The organism is Kitasatospora mediocidica KCTC 9733 (genome assembly GCF_000744225.1).
Taxonomy (GTDB): Bacteria; Actinomycetota; Actinomycetes; order Streptomycetales; family Streptomycetaceae; genus Kitasatospora; species Kitasatospora mediocidica.
Window position 1 is genome coordinate 2,471,401 of sequence record NZ_JQLN01000005.1, and the last position, 19,529, is coordinate 2,490,929.

Consider the following 19,529-nt stretch of genomic DNA (forward strand, 5'->3'; position numbering starts at 1 on the left):
AATGCCTCGTAAGGGCCCCGCCCCGAAGCGCCCGGTCATCATCGACCCGGTTTACGGATCCCCCCTGGTGACGTCGCTCGTCAACAAGATCCTCCTGCACGGCAAGCGCTCCACCGCCGAGCGGATCGTCTACGGCGCCCTCGAGGGCGTTCGTGAGAAGACCGGCTCGGACCCCGTCGTGACCCTCAAGCGCGCGCTTGAGAACGTCAAGCCGGCTCTCGAGGTCAAGTCCCGCCGCGTCGGTGGCGCCACCTACCAGGTCCCGGTCGAGGTTCGTCCGGGCCGCGCCGCCACCCTGGCGCTGCGCTGGATGGTCGGTTACTCCCGCGCCCGTCGCGAGAAGACCATGACCGAGCGCCTGATGAACGAGATCCTCGACGCCAGCAACGGCCTGGGCGCTTCCGTGAAGCGTCGCGAGGACACCCACAAGATGGCCGAGTCCAACAAGGCCTTCGCGCACTACCGCTGGTAGTCCGAACCCCGTCACTAGACAGAGAGAGAACGAGCCACCATGGCTGCAACCTCCCTTGACCTGGCCAAGGTCCGCAACATCGGGATCATGGCGCACATCGACGCGGGCAAGACCACCACCACCGAGCGGATCCTGTTCTACACCGGTGTCTCGTACAAGATCGGTGAGGTCCACGACGGCGCTGCCACGATGGACTGGATGGAGCAGGAGCAGGAGCGCGGCATCACGATCACGTCGGCCGCGACGACCTGCCACTGGACGGTCGACGACAACGACCACACCATCAACATCATCGACACCCCGGGTCACGTCGACTTCACCGTCGAGGTGGAGCGTTCGCTCCGCGTGCTCGACGGTGCCGTCACGGTGTTCGACGGTGTTGCCGGTGTCGAGCCCCAGTCCGAGACCGTGTGGCGGCAGGCTGACCGTTACAAGGTTCCGCGCATCTGCTTCGTCAACAAGCTTGACCGCACGGGCGCGAACTTCTTCTTCTGCGTCGACACCATCGTGGACCGCCTGAAGGCGACCCCGCTGGTCATGCAGCTCCCGATCGGCGCCGAGGGTGACTTCTCGGGTGTCGTCGACCTGGTCCGCATGAAGGCGCTCGTCTGGACGGCCGAGGCCGCCAAGGGCGAGATGTACGACGTCGTCGACATCCCGGCCGACCTGGTCGACCAGGCCAACGAGTACCGCGAGGCGCTCCTGGACACCGTGTCGAACGTCAGCGACGACGTGATGGAACTCGCCATGGAAGGCGAGGACGTCCCGGAGGAGCTGCTGGTCGCCGCGATCCGCAAGGGCACCCTGGAGTCGGCCTTCACGCCGATCTTCTGTGGCACCGCCTTCAAGAACAAGGGCGTTCAGCCCCTGCTCGACGCGGTCGTCAAGTACCTGCCGTCGCCGCTGGACATCGAGTCCATCGAGGGCACCAAGCCCGGCGACGACTCGGTGAAGATCTCCCGCAAGGCCTCGGACGACGAGCCGCTCGCGGCGCTGGCGTTCAAGATCATGTCGGACCCGCACCTCGGCAAGCTCACCTTCGTCCGGATCTACTCCGGGCGCCTTGAGGCCGGCACCGCCGTCCTCAACGCGGTGAAGGGTCGCAAGGAGCGCATCGGCAAGATCTACCGGATGCACGCGAACAAGCGTGAGGAGATCGACTCGGTGGGCGCCGGCGACATCGTCGCCGTCATGGGTCTCAAGCAGACCACCACCGGCGAGACCCTGTCCGACGAGAAGAACCCGGTCATCCTGGAGTCCATGGACTTCCCGGCCCCGGTTATCCGCGTCGCGATCGAGCCGAAGTCGAAGGGCGACCAGGAGCGTCTGGGCACCGCCATCCAGCGTCTGGCCGAGGAGGACCCGTCCTTCCAGGTCAACACGGATGAGGAGACCGGCCAGACCATCATCGCGGGTATGGGCGAGCTGCACCTCGAGGTGCTGGTCGACCGTATGAAGCGTGAGTTCAAGGTCGAGGCCAACGTCGGCAAGCCGCAGGTCGCCTACCGCGAGACGATCCGCAAGGCCGTCGAGCGTATCGACTACACGCACAAGAAGCAGACCGGTGGTTCCGGCCAGTTCGCGAAGATCCAGATCGCGATCGAGCCGCTCGAGTCCGGCGAGGGCTACGAGTTCGTGAACAAGGTCACCGGTGGCCGCGTGCCGAAGGAGTACATCCCTTCGGTCGACGCCGGTTGCCAGGAGGCCATGGAGTTCGGTGTCCTCGCGGGCTACGCGCTTCAGGGCGTTCGCGTGACGCTGCTCGACGGTGCCTCGCACGACGTCGACTCCTCGGAGCTGGCGTTCAAGATCGCCGGCTCGATGGCCTTCAAGGAGGGCGCTCGCAAGGCGTCCCCCGCTCTGCTCGAGCCGATGATGGCCGTCGAGGTCACCACGCCCGAGGACTACATGGGCGATGTGATCGGCGACATCAACTCCCGCCGCGGCCAGATCCAGGCCATGGAGGAGCGCAGCGGTGCTCGCGTCGTCAAGGCGCTCGTCCCGCTGTCCGAGATGTTCGGCTACGTCGGTGACCTGCGCAGCAAGACCTCTGGTCGCGCGAGCTACTCGATGCAGTTCGACTCGTACGCCGAGGTTCCGCGGAACGTGGCGGACGACATCATCGCCAAGGCCAAGGGAGAGTAAGTCCCGCAATCGGGACTTATCGCAACCCTTAGGCTATTAGGAGGCAAACCCGGCGGGGTCCACCCCGACCCCGCCGGTGTCTCCGCCCCCACCCGCGGGACGGTACGGAGCGCAACCGCGCGCCGCACCCAACCCGATCAAAGACCAACTGACGTCGTACGGCGTACAGAACTGTCCTCAGGAGGACTGCAGTGGCGAAGGCGAAGTTCGAGCGGACGAAGCCCCACGTCAACATCGGCACCATTGGTCACATCGACCACGGTAAGACGACCCTTACCGCGGCGATCACCAAGGTGCTGCACGACGCGTACCCGGAGATCAACCCCTTCACGCCGTTCGACCAGATCGACAAGGCGCCGGAGGAGCGGCAGCGCGGTATCACCATCTCGATCGCGCACGTCGAGTACCAGACCGAGGCGCGTCACTACGCCCACGTCGACTGCCCCGGTCACGCGGACTACATCAAGAACATGATCACCGGTGCGGCCCAGATGGACGGTGCGATCCTCGTCGTCGCCGCCACCGACGGCCCGATGCCGCAGACCAAGGAGCACGTGCTCCTGGCCCGCCAGGTCGGCGTCCCCTACATCGTTGTCGCCCTGAACAAGGCCGACATGGTGGACGACGAGGAGATCCTGGAGCTCGTCGAGCTCGAGGTCCGCGAGCTGCTCTCCGAGTACGAGTTCGACGGCGACAACCTGCCGGTCGTGCGCGTCTCGGCGCTCAAGGCGCTCGAGGGCGACGCCGAGTGGGGCCAGAAGCTGCTCGGTCTCATGACCGCCGTGGACGAGGCCATCCCGACCCCGGACCGCGCTGTCGACCAGCCGTTCCTGATGCCGATCGAGGACGTCTTCACGATCACCGGTCGTGGCACCGTCGTCACCGGTCGTATCGAGCGTGGCATCCTCAAGGTCAACGAGACCGTCGACATCATCGGCATCAAGACCACCAAGACCACCACCACGGTCACCGGTATCGAGATGTTCCGCAAGCTGCTCGACGAGGGCCAGGCGGGCGAGAACGTCGGTCTGCTCCTCCGTGGCATCAAGCGCGAGGACGTCGAGCGCGGCCAGGTCATCATCAAGCCGGGTTCGGTCACGCCGCACACCGACTTCGAGGCCCAGTCCTACATCCTGTCGAAGGACGAGGGTGGCCGTCACACCCCCTTCTTCAACAACTACCGCCCGCAGTTCTACTTCCGTACCACGGACGTGACCGGCGTCGTGACCCTCCCCGAGGGCACCGAGATGGTCATGCCGGGCGACAACACCGCCATGACCGTCGCGCTGATCCAGCCGATCGCCATGGAGCAGGGCCTGAAGTTCGCCATCCGTGAGGGTGGCCGTACCGTCGGCGCCGGCCGTGTCACCAAGATCATCAAGTAATTGATGCTCTGACCGGCCGCCCGCCCCGGCGGGTGCCGCAGGCAGTCGAAGGGCCCCATCCCCGTCCGCACGGACGGTGGGTGGGGCCCTTCGCGTTGCCCGGAACGCGGCGACGCGGAAAAGCCCTCGACCCCCCAGGGGGTCGAGGGCTTTGCACTTCCGGGTCGATCAGCCGTTCAGCGAGGCGGTGAAGGCCTGGCAGGCCGCGTAGTCGGGCAGCAGGCCGGTGGCGATCGCCTCGGCCAGCGAGGGCGCGGCCTCGTCGCGGGCGGAGAGCTGCGGCGCGTCGGCCGGCCACTCGATGCCGAGGTCCGGGTCCAGCGGGTGCACCGAGTGCTCCGCGGTCGGGTTGAAGGTGGTCGAGCAGAGGTACGACAGCGTCGCGTCGTCGCTCAGCGCGCAGAAGCCGTGGCCCAGGCCCTCGGGGATGTAGACGGCCTTGCGGTCGGTCTCGTCCAGCCGGACGCCCTCCCAGCGACCGAAGGTGGGCGAGCCCACCCGGAGGTCCACGATGACGTCCAGCACCGCGCCGCGCACGCAGGTCACGTACTTGGCCTGGCCGGGGGGCACGTCGGCGAAGTGGATGCCGCGGACCACGCCGCGCGCCGAGACCGAGAGGTTGGCCTGCGCCAGGTTCAGCGGGTGGCCGACCACCTCGGCCAGCCGGTCGAAGCGGTACCACTCGGTGAACAGGCCGCGCGGGTCCCCGTGCAGCTGCGGGGTGATCTCGATCGCACCCTCGATACCGAGTTCGCGGAACTTCACCGGGCGTTCTCCTCGTCCAACAGGTCCAGCAGGTACTGGCCGTACCCGCTCTTGAGCAGCGGCTCGGCGAGCTCGGCCAGCTGCGTCGCGTCGATCAGACCGGCCCGCCAGGCGGCCTCCTCGACGCATCCGATCTTGAAGCCCTGCCGTTCCTCTATGACCCGGACGAACTCGCCGGCCTGCACCATCGACACGAAGGTGCCGGTGTCCAGCCAGGCGGTGCCGCGGTCCAGGATGGTGACGTGCAGTTCGCCCGCCTGCAGGTAGGCGTCGTTGACCGCGGTGATCTCCAGTTCGCCGCGGGCGCTGGGCTTCAGCCCGCGGGCGATCTCGACCACCCGGTTGTCGTAGAAGTAGAGGCCGGGCACCGCGTAGCGGGACTTCGGCTGCGCCGGCTTCTCCTCGATGGAGATCGCCTGGCCGTGCTGGTCGAACTCGACCACGCCGTAGGCCGTCGGGTCGGCCACCGGGTAGGCGAAGACCCGGCCGCCGGGGGAGTCGGTGTGCTGGGCGAGACGGGTGCCCAGGCCACTGCCGTGGAAGATGTTGTCACCCAGGATCAGCGCCACCGGCTGGTCCCCGATGAAGTCGGCGCCCAGGACGAACGCCTGGGCGATACCCTCCGGGCGCTCCTGGACCGCGTACTCCAGCCGCAGGCCGAACTGCGAGCCGTCGCCGAGCAGTCGTTCGAACTGGTCCCGGTCCTGCGGTGTCGTGATGATCAGAATCTCGCTGATCCCGGCCATCACCAGGGTCGACAGCGGGTAGTAGATCATCGGCTTGTCGAAGACCGGCAACAACTGCTTCGAGACCGCACGGGTCAGGGGCCACAGGCGGGAGCCCGTACCGCCCGCCAAGAGAATTCCACGCATGCGTGCAGCCTAGGCGATGTCACGGGCCCGGCTGCCGGGGCGGGTCGGCCCGCACACACGCGCGACGGTACGATACGCACACTATGCGCATCCTTGTGACCGGCGGCGCCGGCTTCATCGGGTCAGAGTTCGTCCGCCAGCTGTTGGGCGCGGACGCGACCGCCCGGATCACCGTTCTGGACAAGCTCACCTACTCCGGCGTCGAGGCCAACCTCGCCCCGGTGGCGGGCCACGCCGGCTACGCCTTCGTGCAGGGGGACATCTGCGACCCCGTGGTGGTCGACCAGGTGATGGCCGGTCACGACGTGGTGGTGCACTTCGCCGCCGAGTCGCACGTGGACCGCTCCATCGAGGGCGCCGGACCGTTCGTGCTGACCAACGTCGTCGGTACCCAGGTGCTGCTGGACGCGGCCCGCAAGCACGGCGTCGGCCGCTTCGTCCACGTCTCCACCGACGAGGTCTACGGCTCGATCAGCGAGGGCTCCTGGACCGAGGAGTGGCCGCTGCAGCCCAACTCCCCGTACTCCGCCTCCAAGGCGTCCTCCGACCTGCTCGCGCTGGCCTACCACCGCACGCACGGGATGGACGTGGTGGTCACCCGCTGCTCCAACAACTACGGGCACTACCAGTTCCCGGAGAAGGTCATCCCGCTCTTCACCACCAACCTGATCGACGGCCGCAAGGTCCCGCTGTACGGCAACGGTGGCAACATCCGCGACTGGCTGCACGTCTCGGACCACTGCCGCGGCATCGAGCTCGTGATGCGCGGCGGCCGGGCCGGTGAGGTCTACAACATCGGCGGCGGCACCGAGGTGACCAACAAGGAGCTGACCGGCCTGCTGCTGGACGCGGCCGGCGTCGGCTGGGAGATGGTCGAGTACGTCGAGGACCGCAAGGGCCACGACCTGCGCTACTCGATCGACATCAGCAAGATCCACCAGGAGCTCGGCTACAGCCCGCAGGTGCGCTTCGAGGACGGCCTGGCGGCCACCATCGCCTGGTACCGCGACAACCGCGACTGGTGGGAGCCCCTCAAGGCGAAGGCGGCTCTGGCCAAGTGACGACGAACTGGCTGGTGACCGGCGCGGCGGGGATGCTCGGCCGCGACCTGCTGGCGGTGCTCGACGCCGACCCCGAGGCGAAGGTCACCGCGCTGCGGCGCGCCGACCTGGACATCACCGACCCGGCCGCCGTGCGCGCCGCCGTCGAGGGCCAGCACGTGGTCGTCAACTGCGCCGCCTGGACGGACGTCGACGGCGCCGAGAGCGCCGAGCCGGCCGCCACCGCGGTGAACGGCACCGGGGTCCGCAACCTCGCGCAGGCCTGCGCCGAGACCGGCGCGCTGCTGCTGAACGTCTCCACCGACTACGTGCTGCCCGGCGACGCCGAGCAGCCGTACCCGGAGGACGCCCCGACCTCGCCGGTCAACGCCTACGGCCGCAGCAAGCTGGCCGGGGAGCAGGCGGTGGCCGAGCTGCTGCCGCAGACCGGCTACACCGTCCGCACCGCCTGGCTCTACGGCGAGTACGGCGCGAACTTCGTGGCCACCATGCTCAAGCTGGCCGCCCAGCGCGACACCCTGGACGTGGTGGACGACCAGCACGGCCAGCCGACCTGGTCCCGCGCGCTCGCCGAGCGACTGGCCGTGCTCGGCCGGGCCGCGCTGGCCGGCCGTGCACCGGCCGGCGTCTACCACGGCACCGCCAGCGGCCGCACCACCTGGTTCGGCCTCGCCCGCGAGGCGTACCGGCTGAGTGGTCTGGACCCCGAGCGGATCCGCCCCACCACCTCGGCCGCGTTCGCCCGTCCGGCGGTCCGTCCGGCCTTCAGTGTGCTGGCCCACGACCGCTGGGCCGAGGCCGGCCTGGAGCCGCTCGCCCCCTGGCAGGACATGTTGTCAGAGGCGCTGCGCCGTCCCGGATTCGCCGATCTGGTGCCCACGAGCAACTGAGAAGTACGACAGAGCGGTGACCCGTTTGGAGCCCGGTGGGAGCCGGACCCCTCGACGTTTGCGCTCTGCCCACTTGCCCTAGGCTGTCCCCACCGCGAGGACCGCCCCTGCGCTCGAAAGGCGCCACCTGCCGTGCAACTCTCCATCCTCACCTCGATCACAGGTCTCCTGGTGCTCGGGTACATCCTCGAGCTGCTCCGCAGGCAGCAGCTTCGCGAGAAGTACGCGGCGATCTGGCTGCTCATCGGCCTGCTCGTGGCGCCGCTCGGGTTCTTCCCCGACCTGCTCGACTCCACGGCCAAGAGGCTGGGAGTCGCATCCGGTGCGAGCCTGGTGCTGTTCGCCGGGTTCGTCCTGATCCTGCTGGTGAGCCTCCACCTGAGCTGGGAGGCCAGCCGCCTGGAGGCCGAGACCAGGACGTTGGCGGAGGATGTCGCGCTGATCCGCGCCCATCTCGTCGCCCATGGCGGATACCCCACGTCAACGCCGCGCGCGGCCGCTGCCGACGCCATCGATTCAGAGGTGCTCTCGTGATCGACGACCGTCGGGTTCTGATCATCCTCCCCGCCTGGAACGAGGAGGAGGGGCTGCCCTCCGTCCTGGCCGAGATCCAGCGCCAGCTGCCGTACGTGGACACCCTGGTGGTCGACGACGGCTCCACCGACAACACCTCCGCCGTGGCGGCGGCCGCCGGCTCGGCCGTGGCCAGGCTCCCGTTCAACCTGGGCGTGGGCGGCGCGATGCGCTGCGGCTACCGGTACGCCAAGCTGCACGGCTACGACGTGGCGATCCAGGTCGACGCCGACGGTCAGCACGACCCGTCGTACGTGCCGACCCTGCTGGCCCAGCTCGACGAGGCCGACCTGGTGATCGGCGCCCGCTTCGACGGCGAGGGCGACTACCAGGTGCGCGGTCCGCGGAAGTGGGCGATGAGCCTGCTCTCCGTGGTGCTCTCCCGGATCGCCCGGACCCGGCTGACCGACACCACCTCGGGCTTCCGTGCCTGCAACCGCCCGATGATAGAGTTCTTCGCCCGCTGGTACCCCGTGGAGTACCTGGGCGACACGATCGAGAGCATGGTCGGCGCCGCCCGACTGGGCTTCAAGGTCCGCCAGGTCCCGGTGGCGATGCGCGCGCGCACCACCGGCCGCCCCAGCGCCTCCCCGTTCCGCGCGATGGTCTACCTCGCCCGGGCCGGTCTGGTCCTGCTGCTCGCGATGATCCGCCGGATGCCGCAGGACCTGAAGGCGATAGCCCCCGGCACCCCCGCCTACGCGGCGAACAAGCAGCGCGCGGCGCAGCAGCTCCCGGTCGAGGCGTAGCCGATGAGCAGCACTGGCCGCTTCGAGATCCTGCTGCCGTACTACGGCGACGTGCCGCTGATGCAGGACGCGGTGCGCAGCGTGCTGGCCCAGGACGGCGACGACTGGCGGCTGACCGTCGTCGACGACGGCACGGAACCCGGTGTGCCCGAGTGGTTCGCCGAGCTCGCCGACCCGCGGGTGCGCTACTTCCGCAACGAGCGGAACCTCGGCGTCACCGGGAACTTCAACCACTGCGTCTCGCTGGCCGAGTACGAGTACCTGGTGCTGATGGGCTGCGACGACATCATGCACCCGAACTACCTCCAGGTGGTCCGGTCCGCCCTCACCCGTGAGCCCGGCGCCACCATGGTGCAGCCCGGCGTCCAGGTGATCGGCAGCGACGGCCTCCCGTTCGACACGCTGGGGGACCGGACCAAGCGCAAGCTGTACGCGCCCAAGGGCCCGGAGCAGGCGCTGCTCGGCGGGCAGGAGCTCGCGCTGAGCCTGCTGCGCGGCAACTGGCTCTACTTCCCCTCGATCTGCTGGCGGACCGAGGCGGTCAAGCGCTTCGGCTTCCGGGCCGACCTGGGGGTCATCCAGGACCTGGCCCTGGTGGTCGACCTGCTGGTGGACGGCGCGACCCTGGCGATCACTCCCGAGGTCTGCTTCAGCTACCGCCGGCACGCCGAGAGCGAGTCCTCGGCCAAGGCGTACACCGGCCAGCGCTTCACCGAGGCCAAGCGGTTCTTCCTGGAGACCGCGGACCGGCTGGACGCCTTCGGCTGGCCGACGGCCGCCCGGGCCTCCCGCCGGCACCTGTCCTCCCGCCTGCACGCGCTGACGCTGCTGCCGGGCGCGGCCAAGCACGCCGGCCGTCCCGGCGTCGGCGCCATGCTCCGGCACTCCCTCCGCTGAACCTCTGGAAGCGTGCTTGATGAACCCCCTGGCGAAACTGCTCAAGGCACTGCCGCCCGGCACCCAGGTGGTGGCCGGTGGCACGGTGGTGCTCGGTGCCGCCTCCTACCTGCACATCGCGGCGGCCGGCCACAGCCTGTCCAAGCAGGACATGGCCGGCGTCTCGCTGCTGTGGACCCTGGTGATGTCGGTGGGCATCGGGCTGTTCTTCCCCATCGAGCAGGAGCTCACCCGGATCGTCGCGGCCCGCGCGGTCCGCGGTGAGGGCGCGGCACCCGTGCTGCGCCGGGCGGCGCTGCTCACCGCCGGCATTCTGGTGGTGGTGCTGGGCCTGATCGGGGCCTTCGCCCACCTGATCGCCGACCGGCTCTTCAGCGGCGACATGCAACTGGTGGTTGCGCTCGGCGGCGCCTTCGTCGGGATGGCGCTCTGCTACGTGACCCGCGGCATCCTCGCCGGGCTCGGCCGGTTCACCGCGTACGGCGTCCAGCTGGCCATCGACGGCGGCCTGCGGATCGTGCTCGCGGTCGGCTGCGCGCTGGCCGGGGTGCACTCGGCGCTGGCCTTCAGCCTGATCCTCTCGGTGGCGCCGCTGGTCGCGCTGGCCTGCACCCTGCCGACCACGCTCAAGGCGGCCCTGCCGGGCGCGCCGATCGCCTGGTCGGAGCTGGTGCGCGGGCTCGGTCTGCTGATCTGCTCGACGCTGCTCGCCCAGGTGGTGGTGAACGCCGCCGTGGTGAGCACCAAGCTGCTGGCGCCCACCCAGGTCGCCCTGGTCGCCGCGCTGCTGAGCGCCCTGGTGCTGGCGCGGGTGCCGCTGTTCGTCTTCGGCTCGCTGCAGGCCTCGCTGCTCTCCGGGCTGTCCAGCTCGGCGGCGGCGGGCGACCACCCGGGCTTCGTGCGGATGCTGCGCAAGACCGGCGTGGTCGTGCTGGTGCTGGGCCTGTCCGGGGGAGTGCCGGCGGCGCTGCTGGGACCCTGGCTGATCCAGGTGCTCTTCAAGTCCGCGAACGTGCTGAGCCACCTCGACTTCCTCTGGCTGGCCGCGGGCACCACCTGCTACATGCTCGCCATGGTCCTGGGCCAGGCGCTGATGGTGCTGCACCGGCACCGCTCGCAGCTGCTGGCGTGGGTGCTGGCGGTCGCGGTGCTGGTCGGCGTCACCCTGCTGCCGGGCGACATCGCCACCCGGGTCTCGGCGGCCTTCGCGGCCGGTTCGCTGGTCGCCGCCGCGGCCATGGTGATCATGCTGCTCCGCAGCCCGGCGGTCCGCGGTGCTCAGCAGCCCTCGCAGGAGGCGCCGAGCCCGCAGCCGCAGGCCGCCCGGGGCTGACCCACGCGAGAAGGGCCCGGAGACGATGTCTCCGGGCCCTTCTCCATGCCGGGCTCAGCTCACGGCCGCACAGGTATCCGGGACGAGAACTCGCCGCTCAGGGCCTGGCCCGGGTCGAACGGCAGGGTGCCGGCCTCCGGCACCCCGGGGACGCGCCGGACGGTGCGCCCGAGCAACGGCCAGACCAGGGCGAACGAGGCGACCAGGTACACCAGGGTCCAGGTGAACCAGCCGAACGGCGGGTTCCACTGCATGTGCAGGATCGGCTGCGCCATCACGTTGCCGATCCCGTTGCGGCGCTGCGCCCAGTAGAAGGCCGCGGTGCCCGCCATCGCCAGCGCTATGCCGACGGTCAGCGGCAGCCGCAGTTGGGGCACGCTGCGCTCGGGCAGGCGGCGCGAGATGACCATCGCGGTCAGCAGCGGCAGCCCCACGGCCAGCGGCAGCAGGTAGCGGCCCTGCCAGATCAGGCCGAGCTTGCCGGCCTCCAGCGCCATCGCGACCATCGGGATGACGATGACGGCGAGCGTGGTGCCGAGCACCGCGACGATCTCCCGTAGCTTGCCGTACATCAGCGCCAGGGTGCCGATGGTGCAGAGCACGCCGCCCCAGATCAGGTACGTCATGAACGGGCTGGGGGTGTCCAGCCAGCCGAAGTTGCCGATCATGCCGTAGTAGTAGTCCGACTGCATGATCAACGTGTCGTGCAGGATCCGCTTCGTTCCCAGCGGCTCCGGCAGCACGATGTACGAGTGGTCCGGGTGGGTGTGGCTCCAGAGCAGGGCCAGCCCGGTGGCCACCACCCCGATCCCGGCCGAGATCCGCACCCCGACATCGCGCAGGATCGAGCGCAGCGCCAGCCGGTCCACGACCATCAGGCCGGTGAGGACCGCTCCGGCGATCCAGATCGGTCCCAGCGGTCTGATCTCCAGGACGATCACCATCGCGACGGTGGCCCGGATCACCCGCCGCCGCAGCAGTTCCGGACGGTGCTCCATCAGGGCGGAGAGGATCGCCGTCCAGGCCAGCAGGCCGGCCGCCGACTCGACGCCGTTCGGGTTCACCGCGCCGCCCAGGAAGAGCAGCATCGGCGTCGCCGCCACGAGGACGCCGATCTTGACCACCCGCGCGTTGCGCCGCCACTCCGAGGCGGTCACGAACGCGCTGGCGAGCAGCGCGGCGGTGAACGCGGCCGAGGCCAGCCGCATCAGGTAGATCGTCTTGGGGCCCAGCACGATCAGGCTGGGCCAGCCGACGAACAGGTAGTAGAACGGGTTGTAGCGGCCGGCCGCGGTGGTCACCGGTTCGATCGTGGGGTTGCTGCTGATCTTCGGCGCGCAGGAGGCCGGGTTCCACTGGTCCTGGTAGCACTTGTGCACGCCGTCCAGTTCCCGGTACCAAGCCGGCAGCTGGAACTGGGAGTTGGCGAACTCGGTCGGGATGAAGCCGACGCTCTGGCGCTCCATCACCTCGGGACCGTTGATCTGCCCGCGGACCACCGCGGCGGCCCGGACGATGTGCGACGGCTCGTCGGGAGACCCGGCGATCGGGGTGGCCAGGGACCAGGCACCGGCCAGGGTGAAGAACAGCAGGAAGCTCATGACCCAGAGCCGGCGGCGGGATGCCGACGGCCAGGCGACGAAGGCCCGCAGCCGGCGTTGTATACGCGCGGCTCTGGAGTCTTGTGATACGTCCGACATGAAAAGTGGTCTCCGGATGCGGGAGGGCAGCAGTTCGGGCCGCCGATGCGGCGAGGCAAGGTTGGTGCTTACTGGAGGAGCTGCTGCCAGCTCTGGTCGCCATCCTTGCTACAGGTGTGGTTCGGCGCGTAGGTGGGGCACTTGCCGTTCAGCTCGGTCACGGTGTGCGAGACCCAGGGCAGGATCTTGTAGGTGTTCTCCTTGGCCGGCATGTAGCGGTCCGACATCGAGGAGGCCACCGATCCGAAGAGGAAGAGCAGCCCGACGAAGGCCCCGATCACCGCGGTCTGCGGGCTCGGGAGCTTGTCGCGCTTGCTGAGCTCGCGCGCCACCAGGTGGACGGCGAGCCCGCCCAGGATCAGGGCGCAGTAGAGCAGCTGGTTGTCGGTCCGCAGCCAGAGCTGGACCGTCTGGGTGGAGAACATCTCGGAGGCGAAGTACATCCGCATGACCCAGGCGCTGGCGAACATGCAGACGACGGTGACCACGAAGGGCTTGCGCATGCCGAGCCAGACGCAGATGCCCAGGCAGACGAAGAGCACGATCGCGAACAGCCCGATGCCGCCGAGCTCACCGGGCAGCGGCCACTGGGTGACCTTGCCGGGCATGTCGGTGCGCCACATCAGGAAGTACGCCGGGTCGGTCTTGGTGTCGAACGAGAAGTTCTTGTCGACCGTGGTGGCCGACTGCTGGAGCAGCGTCACCGTGTAGCTGCCGGCGACCACCGCGAAGGCGACCACGGTCGCGCTCAGGAAGCCCGCGCCCTTGAGCAGCCCGGTCCGCCACGGGAAGAAGATCGCGGCCGCCGCGAACACCCCCGCCGCGCTCCAGACGAACCAGCCGGAGTAGGTCAGGAAGAGCACGCCCAGGACGATGCCGAAGGCGGCGCCCTTGAGGACCACCGGGGTCCAGCGCTGGGTCGCGCTCTTGCTCAACTCCCGTACCATCGCGGCCAGTACGGGCACCAGCATGATCAGCACGGTGGCGCTGTACGGCTTGTAGGCGTCGATCACGGCGAAGGCCGGCAGCACGCCGAAGGCCAGCGCGCGGATCGGGCTGAGCACCAGCCGCCAGCACAGGTAGGCGAGCGGGCCGGTGATGGCAGCGCCGAGGATCTGGAGGTCCTTGAAGGCGTAGGCGGTGTTGCCGCCGCGGAACCACTCCGCGTAGTAGCCCAGCGTGTAGAGCGGTCCGGGCGGGTAGACCAGGGCCTCCGGCGGCACGGAGTGACCGTGCGCGACCAGGCTGGACCACTCGACGATCCGGCCGCTGTCCCCGTTCAGGCCGAACATCGGCCACGGGGTGCCGAGCAGCGAGATCACCGCGCCGCCGGCCACGAACCCGCTGGCCAGACCGGCCGCGGCAGCGCAGCTCAGTCGGACGATCAGGGGGAAGTGCCGCGAGCCCCGCAGCCGCAGCGCCGCCATCAGCACGGCGATCAGGACGATGCCGACCAGCGCGAACCGCAGCTGGAGCGCGGCCAGGCCGCTGACCTGTCCGATCCGGTCCAGCGGGTCGAGCCTGAGGTGGCGCACCGAGATCGGAAGGATCAACGCCGCGAGGAAGGCGACCAGCGCCTCCAGGGCGTACCCTGCTGCTGACCTGGTGGTCGCACGGTCGCGCAGTCCGGCCGTTCGCGCCCGGAGTCGTGAGATCGGGAGCACGGCGGCCGGCGCGGCGACCGGTGGCGCAGGGTGGGTCGTCAAGATCGTTCTTCCTCAGAGGTGGGGCGGTTCGCCTGGTGCGGCGTCAGTGATCTCGCCCGGTAGTGGAATAGCGCCAGAGCCCGAATCATAAGATGCCGACCTGCCGCAAACGCGTGCGGGGTCGCGCAGGTGTGCGTACATCCCTCCGACGGCCCAGTGAGTTGTCCCGATTGGCGTCGGTGCCTGCTGGTATGGCAGACTACCTGGGTTGCTCGGTTGAGTGCCGATGCTGCGCGCCTCCCACCGGGAGGACCGGAAGCGAGTCCCATGTACTCGTCGTTCCCGTGATGGCCGTTCATGTGTTCACGTGCTGTGTGTGAACGCAGTGGTGTGTAAGCGACACCGCGGCAGCTGCGGGGCGGACGTACGGGAATCTTCCGGGAAGCGTGGGCAGGGCCTCGACCCGGTACCCGATGGGTGCAAGACACTCCAGATCCACTGGAAAAGGTTGACTGTTCTGCCTTTTTCTTGAGCGTAAGGGCGACACGCCCGAGCGCGTGGACCGGAGGGTAACCACCCAGGGGTACCACCGGACCAGTCCACCCGGATGAATCCGGCAGTAGAAGCAGCAGACGAGACAAAGGACTACTGAGTAGCCATGGCGGGACAGAAGATCCGCATCCGGCTCAAGGCCTACGACCACGAGGTGATTGACTCCTCGGCGAAGAAGATCGTCGAGACCGTCATTCGCACTGGTGCGCAGGTCGCGGGCCCGGTGCCGCTGCCCACTGAGAAGAACGTTTACTGCGTCATCCGCTCGCCGCACAAGTACAAGGACTCGCGCGAGCACTTCGAGATGCGCACCCACAAGCGTCTGATCGACATCCTCGACCCGACCCCGAAGACCGTTGACTCGCTGATGCGCCTCGACCTTCCGGCCGGCGTCGACATCGAGATCAAGCTCTGAGAGGCGCGACGAAGATGGCAAAGCAGATTAAGGGCATCCTGGGCGAGAAGCTCGGCATGACCCAGGTCTGGGACGAGAACAACCGGATCGTTCCGGTGACCGTCGTCAAGGCCGGGCCCAATGTCGTGACCCAGATCCACACCGCCGATGGCACCGGCTACGACGCCGTGCAGATCGGTTTCGGCGAGATCGACCCCCGCAAGGTGAACAAGCCCCTCGCGGGTCACTTCGCCAAGGCCGGTGTCACCCCGCGCCGCCACCTGGTCGAGCTGCGTACCTCGGACGCGTCCGAGTACACGCTGGGCCAGGAGATCACCGCCGAGCTGTTCGAGGCGGGTGTCAAGGTCGACGTGACCGGCACCTCCAAGGGCAAGGGCTTCGCCGGTGTCATGAAGCGTCACAACTTCAAGGGCCTCGGCGCCGGTCACGGCGTGCAGCGCAAGCACCGTTCGCCCGGCTCGATCGGTGGCTGTGCCACCCCGGGTCGCGTGTTCAAGGGCATGAAGATGGCCGGCCGGATGGGCCACGAGCGCGTGACCACCCAGAACCTGACCATCCACGCCGTTGACGCGGAGAAGGGGCTGCTCCTGATCAAGGGCGCAATCCCCGGTCCGAACGGCGGCCTCATCCTCGTCCGCACCGCGGCGAAGGGGCTGTGAGGATATGAGCACCATTGACATCCTGTCGCCCGCGGGCGACAAGACCGGCACCCTCGAGCTGCCGGCTGAGATCTTCGACGCCAAGGTCAGCGTTCCGCTGATGCACCAGGTCGTCGTCGCTCAGCTCGCCGGCGCTCGCCAGGGTACGCACTCGACCAAGCGTCGTGGCGAGGTCCGAGGCGGCGGCCGCAAGCCGTACCGCCAGAAGGGCACCGGCCGCGCCCGTCAGGGCTCGACCCGCGCTCCGCAGTTCGTCGGCGGTGGCGTTGTCCACGGCCCGAAGCCGCGTGACTACTCGCAGCGGACCCCGAAGAAGATGATCGCCGCCGCTCTGCGCAGCGCGCTCACCGACCGGGCCCGTCACGACCGCATTCACGTCGTCACCGGCGTGACCGCGACCGAGGCGCCGTCGACCAAGGCCGCCCGCGGCCTGTTCGGCAAGATCAGCGAGCGCAAGAACATCCTCCTCGTTGTCGAGCGTGCCGACGAGCTGGGTCTGAAGAGCGCCCGCAACCTGCCGAACGTCCACATCCTGGACGCCGGTCAGCTGAACACCTACGACGTGCTCGTCTCCGACGACGTGGTCTTCACCCAGGCCGCCTTCGAGCGTTTCGTGGCGGGTCCCGCCGCGTCCGCCAAGGCTGTGGCTGCTGAGGGCGAGCTCGAAGGGAGCGCCGCCTGATGGCTGCAGAGATCACGAGCAAGACGTTCACGGACCCCCGTGACATCTTGGTGAAGCCGGTCATCTCGGAGAAGAGCTACTCGCTCCTCGACGAGAACAAGTACACGTTCGTCGTGTCGCCGGGTGCCAACAAGACCCAGATCAAGCAGGCCATCGAAGCGGTCTTCTCGGTCAAGGTCGAGTCCGTCAACACGCTCAACCGTCAGGGCAAGCGCAAGCGCTCCAAGACGGGCTTTGGCAAGCGCAAGGACACCAAGCGCGCCATCGTGACGCTGGCTGAGGGCAACCGCATCGACATCTTCGGTGGTCCGGTCTCCTAACGGAGATCGTGCCGTCGATAAGGACGAGGACGAGAGAGCCAAATGGGCATCCGCAAGTACAAGCCGACTACGCCGGGCCGTCGTGGCTCCAGCGTGGCCGACTTCGTAGAGATCACGCGGTCCACGCCGGAGAAGTCGCTGGTTCGCCCCCTGCACAGCAAGGGCGGCCGTAACAACGCCGGTCGTATCACCGCTCGCCACCAGGGTGGCGGACACAAGCGCGCCTACCGCGTGATCGACTTCCGTCGTCACGACAAGGACGGCGTGCCGGCCAAGGTCGCGCACATCGAGTACGACCCCAACCGCACCGCGCGCATCGCGCTGCTGCACTACGCGGACGGCGAGAAGCGTTACATCATCGCCCCCGCGAAGCTGTCGCAGGGCGACCGGATTGAGAACGGCCCCAAGGCCGACATCAAGCCCGGTAACAACCTGCCGCTGACCAACATCCCGGTCGGTACCGTCATCCACGCTGTGGAGCTGCGTCCGGGCGGCGGTGCCAAGATGGCCCGCTCCGCCGGCGCCGGTATCCAGCTGCTGGCTCGTGAGGGGCGCTTCGCGACCCTGCGTATGCCGTCCGGCGAGACCCGCATGGTGGATGTGCGCTGCCGCGCCACCATCGGCGAGGTCGGCAACGCCGAGCAGTCGAACATCAACTGGGGCAAGGCCGGCCGTATGCGCTGGAAGGGCGTTCGCCCGACCGTGCGTGGTGTGGCCATGAACCCGATCGACCACCCGCACGGTGGTGGTGAGGGTAAGACCTCCGGTGGTCGCCACCCGGTTTCGCCGTGGGGCAAGAAGGAGGGTCGCACTCGTAGCCCGAAGAAGGCTTCGAACGCTCTCATCGTGCGCCGCCGCAAGACCAACAAGAAGCGCTAGGAGCAGGTCAGATGCCGCGCAGTCTCAAGAAGGGCCCCTTCATCGACGGCCACCTCATCAAGAAGGTGGATGTCCAGAACGAAGCGGGTACCCAGAACGTCATCAAGACCTGGTCCCGTCGCTCCGTGATCAGCCCGAGCATGCTCGGTCACACGATCGCGGTGCACGATGGTCGTAAGCACGTCCCGGTGTTCGTCACCGAGTCGATGGTCGGCCACAAGCTCGGCGAGTTCGCGCCGACGCGTACGTTCCGCGGTCACGTCAAGGACGACCGCAAGTCGAAGCGTCGCTAGTCGCCAAGCGGATAAGCAACGACTCATGACTTACACCAGCAAGGGGACAACCATGGAAGCCAGGGCCCAGGCGCGGTACATCCGCGTCACGCCCATGAAGGCCCGCCGCGTGGTGGACCTCATCCGTGGCCTGAACGCCACGGAGGCCCAGGCGGTCCTGCGTTTCGCTCCGCAGGCCGCGACTGTGCCGGTCGGCAAGGTGCTTGACAGCGCCATTGCCAACGCTGTGCACAACTACAACCACAACAACGTGGACGACCTCGTCATCAGCGAGGCGTACGTTGACGAGGGCCCGACCCTGAAGCGGTTCCGTCCGCGTGCCCAGGGCCGCGCCTACCGGATCCGCAAGCGGACCAGCCACATCACCGTGGTCGTCAGCAGCAAGGAAGGGACCCGGTAATGGGCCAGAAGGTTAACCCGCACGGGTTCCGCCTCGGCATCAGCACGGACTTCAAGTCCCGCTGGTACGCCGACAAGCTGTACTCGGACTACGTCAAGGAAGACGTTGCCATTCGTCGCATGATGACGAAGGGCATGGAGCGCGCCGGTATCTCGAAGGTTGAGATCGAGCGCACCCGCGACCGCGTCCGGGTCGACATCCACACCGCCCGCCCCGGCATCGTGATCGGTCGCCGTGGCACCGAGGCCGACCGCATCCGCGGCGACCTCGAGAAGCTGACCGGCAAGCAGGTCCAGCTGAACATCCTCGAGGTCAAGAACCCCGAGCTGGACGCCCAGCTCGTGGCTCAGGGCGTCGCGGAGCAGCTGTCCTCCCGCGTGTCGTTCCGCCGTGCCATGCGTAAGAGCATGCAGGGCACCATGAAGTCCGGCGCCAAGGGCATCAAGGTCCAGTGCTCCGGTCGTCTCGGCGGCGCCGAGATGAGCCGTTCGGAGTTCTACCGCGAGGGTCGTGTGCCGCTGCACACGCTGCGCGCGAACGTCGACTACGGCTTCTTCGAGGCCAAGACGACCTTCGGCCGTATCGGCGTGAAGGTCTGGATCTACAAGGGTGATGTCAAGAACATCGCCGAGGTCCGCGCTGAGAACGCTGCTGCCCGCTCGGGCAACCGCCCGGCCCGCACCGACGCCCGCCCCGCGCGTGGCGGCGAGCGCGGTGGCCGTGGTGGCGAGCGCGGTGGCGCAGCCCGTGGCGGCCGTCGTCCGGCGAACACCGAGGGCGCTGCCCAGGTGACCGCTGAGGCGCCGGCGGTCGAGAGCACCGGAACGGAGGCCTGACCGAC

21 protein-coding genes are annotated in these 19,529 nt (G+C 68.5%); 17 read left to right on the plus strand and 4 right to left on the minus strand.

Annotation, left to right across the window (positions count from 1 at the left end; translation table 11 throughout):
* Position 1 precedes the first annotated feature (1 nt).
* The 3 genes from rpsG to tuf all read left to right on the plus strand — a co-directional run bounded on the left by rpsG (position 2) and on the right by tuf (position 4,002).
* Complete coding sequence (rpsG, locus tag BS80_RS25080; RefSeq protein WP_035800817.1) at positions 2-472, plus strand: 30S ribosomal protein S7; 471 nt, start codon at positions 2-4, stop codon at positions 470-472.
* Positions 473-511: 39 nt separating this feature from the next.
* Positions 512-2,617: an elongation factor G gene (fusA, locus tag BS80_RS25085; protein WP_035800819.1), complete on the plus strand. Its 2,106-nt coding sequence runs from the start codon at positions 512-514 to the stop codon at positions 2,615-2,617.
* 191 nt (positions 2,618-2,808) lie between these two features.
* Complete coding sequence (gene tuf, locus BS80_RS25090; protein WP_035800820.1) at positions 2,809-4,002, plus strand: elongation factor Tu; 1,194 nt, start codon at positions 2,809-2,811, stop codon at positions 4,000-4,002.
* A 168-nt stretch (positions 4,003-4,170) separates the two neighbouring features.
* On the opposite strand, the gene rfbC is transcribed toward tuf, so the two are convergent.
* Positions 4,171-4,767, minus strand: coding sequence for a dTDP-4-dehydrorhamnose 3,5-epimerase (gene rfbC, locus BS80_RS25095; protein ID WP_035800821.1), 597 nt, complete (start codon positions 4,765-4,767; stop codon positions 4,171-4,173).
* Positions 4,764-5,639 carry a glucose-1-phosphate thymidylyltransferase RfbA gene (rfbA, locus tag BS80_RS25100; protein ID WP_035800823.1) on the minus strand — a complete coding sequence of 292 codons (876 nt, stop codon included), beginning with the start codon at positions 5,637-5,639 and terminating at the stop codon, positions 4,764-4,766. Before rfbA ends, rfbC begins: the two co-directional genes overlap by 4 nt.
* Positions 5,640-5,722: 83 nt before the next feature.
* Here rfbA and rfbB point away from each other — a divergent pair, with 83 nt between their 5' ends.
* The 6 genes from rfbB (at position 5,723) to BS80_RS25130 (ending at position 11,142) form a co-directional block, all read left to right on the plus strand.
* Positions 5,723-6,700 (plus strand): dTDP-glucose 4,6-dehydratase, encoded by a 978-nt coding sequence (rfbB, locus tag BS80_RS25105; protein WP_035800825.1) that lies wholly within the window; start codon positions 5,723-5,725, stop codon positions 6,698-6,700.
* Positions 6,697-7,590, plus strand: a complete 894-nt coding sequence (gene rfbD / locus BS80_RS25110) for a dTDP-4-dehydrorhamnose reductase (protein ID WP_035800827.1) — start codon at positions 6,697-6,699, stop codon at positions 7,588-7,590. The genes rfbB and rfbD overlap by 4 nt, the downstream gene beginning before the upstream one ends.
* Positions 7,591-7,722: 132 nt before the next feature.
* The gene (locus BS80_RS25115) at positions 7,723-8,124 is read left to right on the plus strand and encodes a DUF2304 domain-containing protein (protein ID WP_035800829.1); all 402 of its coding nucleotides are present in this window, start codon (positions 7,723-7,725) and stop codon (positions 8,122-8,124) included.
* Positions 8,121-8,912 carry a glycosyltransferase family 2 protein gene (locus tag BS80_RS25120; protein ID WP_035800830.1) on the plus strand — a complete coding sequence of 264 codons (792 nt, stop codon included), beginning with the start codon at positions 8,121-8,123 and terminating at the stop codon, positions 8,910-8,912. Before BS80_RS25115 ends, BS80_RS25120 begins: the two co-directional genes overlap by 4 nt.
* 3 nt (positions 8,913-8,915) lie before the next feature.
* Entirely contained in the window at positions 8,916-9,809 is an 894-nt protein-coding gene (locus tag BS80_RS25125; RefSeq protein ID WP_035800831.1) for a glycosyltransferase family 2 protein, read from the plus strand.
* 19 nt (positions 9,810-9,828) lie between these two features.
* Positions 9,829-11,142, plus strand: a complete 1,314-nt coding sequence (locus tag BS80_RS25130; protein ID WP_063772045.1) for a polysaccharide biosynthesis protein — start codon at positions 9,829-9,831, stop codon at positions 11,140-11,142.
* 59 nt (positions 11,143-11,201) lie between these two features.
* On the opposite strand, the gene BS80_RS25135 is transcribed toward BS80_RS25130, so the two are convergent.
* Positions 11,202-12,743 carry a DUF2142 domain-containing protein gene (locus tag BS80_RS25135; protein WP_035800832.1) on the minus strand — a complete coding sequence of 514 codons (1,542 nt, stop codon included), beginning with the start codon at positions 12,741-12,743 and terminating at the stop codon, positions 11,202-11,204.
* 167 nt (positions 12,744-12,910) lie between these two features.
* Positions 12,911-14,548 carry a hypothetical protein gene (locus BS80_RS25140; RefSeq protein ID WP_035800833.1) on the minus strand — a complete coding sequence of 546 codons (1,638 nt, stop codon included), beginning with the start codon at positions 14,546-14,548 and terminating at the stop codon, positions 12,911-12,913.
* Between the two features lie 598 nt (positions 14,549-15,146).
* Between BS80_RS25140 and rpsJ the strand changes: the two genes are divergently transcribed.
* The 8 genes from rpsJ to rpsC are packed head-to-tail and all read left to right on the plus strand — an operon-like array spanning position 15,147 to position 19,524.
* Positions 15,147-15,455, plus strand: a complete 309-nt coding sequence (gene rpsJ / locus BS80_RS25145) for a 30S ribosomal protein S10 (RefSeq protein ID WP_012785157.1) — start codon at positions 15,147-15,149, stop codon at positions 15,453-15,455.
* Positions 15,456-15,469: 14 nt separating this feature from the next.
* Complete coding sequence (rplC, locus tag BS80_RS25150) at positions 15,470-16,114, plus strand: 50S ribosomal protein L3 (protein ID WP_035800835.1); 645 nt, start codon at positions 15,470-15,472, stop codon at positions 16,112-16,114.
* A 4-nt stretch (positions 16,115-16,118) separates the two neighbouring features.
* Positions 16,119-16,796: a 50S ribosomal protein L4 gene (rplD, locus tag BS80_RS25155; protein ID WP_035800838.1), complete on the plus strand. Its 678-nt coding sequence runs from the start codon at positions 16,119-16,121 to the stop codon at positions 16,794-16,796.
* Positions 16,796-17,116 carry a 50S ribosomal protein L23 gene (gene rplW / locus BS80_RS25160; RefSeq protein ID WP_035800843.1) on the plus strand — a complete coding sequence of 107 codons (321 nt, stop codon included), beginning with the start codon at positions 16,796-16,798 and terminating at the stop codon, positions 17,114-17,116. The genes rplD and rplW overlap by 1 nt, the downstream gene beginning before the upstream one ends.
* 42 nt (positions 17,117-17,158) lie before the next feature.
* Entirely contained in the window at positions 17,159-17,995 is an 837-nt protein-coding gene (gene rplB, locus BS80_RS25165; protein WP_035800844.1) for a 50S ribosomal protein L2, read from the plus strand.
* 11 nt (positions 17,996-18,006) lie between these two features.
* A complete protein-coding gene (gene rpsS, locus BS80_RS25170; RefSeq protein WP_030232469.1) occupies positions 18,007-18,288 on the plus strand; it encodes a 30S ribosomal protein S19 in 282 nt (93 codons plus the stop codon).
* Between the two features lie 52 nt (positions 18,289-18,340).
* Positions 18,341-18,688 (plus strand): 50S ribosomal protein L22, encoded by a 348-nt coding sequence (gene rplV, locus BS80_RS25175; RefSeq protein WP_033824229.1) that lies wholly within the window; start codon positions 18,341-18,343, stop codon positions 18,686-18,688.
* On the plus strand, positions 18,688-19,524 hold the full coding sequence (gene rpsC, locus BS80_RS25180; protein WP_035800847.1) for a 30S ribosomal protein S3: 837 nt from the start codon (positions 18,688-18,690) through the stop codon (positions 19,522-19,524). The genes rplV and rpsC overlap by 1 nt, the downstream gene beginning before the upstream one ends.
* Positions 19,525-19,529 lie beyond the last annotated feature (5 nt).

Excerpts from the sequence above, each read along its gene's own strand:
- BS80_RS25135 (WP_035800832.1), bottom strand. The coding sequence starts at position 12,743 with ATGAGCTTCCTGCTGTTCTTCACCCTGGCCGGTGCCTGGTCCCTGGCC.
- rpsS (WP_030232469.1), top strand. The coding sequence starts at position 18,007 with ATGCCGCGCAGTCTCAAGAAGGGCCCCTTCATCGACGGCCACCTCATC.
- rplV (WP_033824229.1), top strand. The coding sequence starts at position 18,341 with ATGGAAGCCAGGGCCCAGGCGCGGTACATCCGCGTCACGCCCATGAAG.
- BS80_RS25125 (WP_035800831.1), top strand. The coding sequence starts at position 8,916 with ATGAGCAGCACTGGCCGCTTCGAGATCCTGCTGCCGTACTACGGCGAC.
- rpsG (WP_035800817.1), top strand. The coding sequence starts at position 2 with ATGCCTCGTAAGGGCCCCGCCCCGAAGCGCCCGGTCATCATCGACCCG.
- BS80_RS25130 (WP_063772045.1), top strand. The coding sequence starts at position 9,829 with ATGAACCCCCTGGCGAAACTGCTCAAGGCACTGCCGCCCGGCACCCAG.
- rplW (WP_035800843.1), top strand. The coding sequence starts at position 16,796 with ATGGCTGCAGAGATCACGAGCAAGACGTTCACGGACCCCCGTGACATC.
- fusA (WP_035800819.1), top strand. The coding sequence starts at position 512 with ATGGCTGCAACCTCCCTTGACCTGGCCAAGGTCCGCAACATCGGGATC.
- rpsJ (WP_012785157.1), top strand. The coding sequence starts at position 15,147 with ATGGCGGGACAGAAGATCCGCATCCGGCTCAAGGCCTACGACCACGAG.
- rplC (WP_035800835.1), top strand. The coding sequence starts at position 15,470 with ATGGCAAAGCAGATTAAGGGCATCCTGGGCGAGAAGCTCGGCATGACC.
- rplB (WP_035800844.1), top strand. The coding sequence starts at position 17,159 with ATGGGCATCCGCAAGTACAAGCCGACTACGCCGGGCCGTCGTGGCTCC.
- rfbB (WP_035800825.1), top strand. The coding sequence starts at position 5,723 with ATGCGCATCCTTGTGACCGGCGGCGCCGGCTTCATCGGGTCAGAGTTC.
- rpsC (WP_035800847.1), top strand. The coding sequence starts at position 18,688 with ATGGGCCAGAAGGTTAACCCGCACGGGTTCCGCCTCGGCATCAGCACG.
- rfbA (WP_035800823.1), bottom strand. The coding sequence starts at position 5,639 with ATGCGTGGAATTCTCTTGGCGGGCGGTACGGGCTCCCGCCTGTGGCCC.
- rplD (WP_035800838.1), top strand. The coding sequence starts at position 16,119 with ATGAGCACCATTGACATCCTGTCGCCCGCGGGCGACAAGACCGGCACC.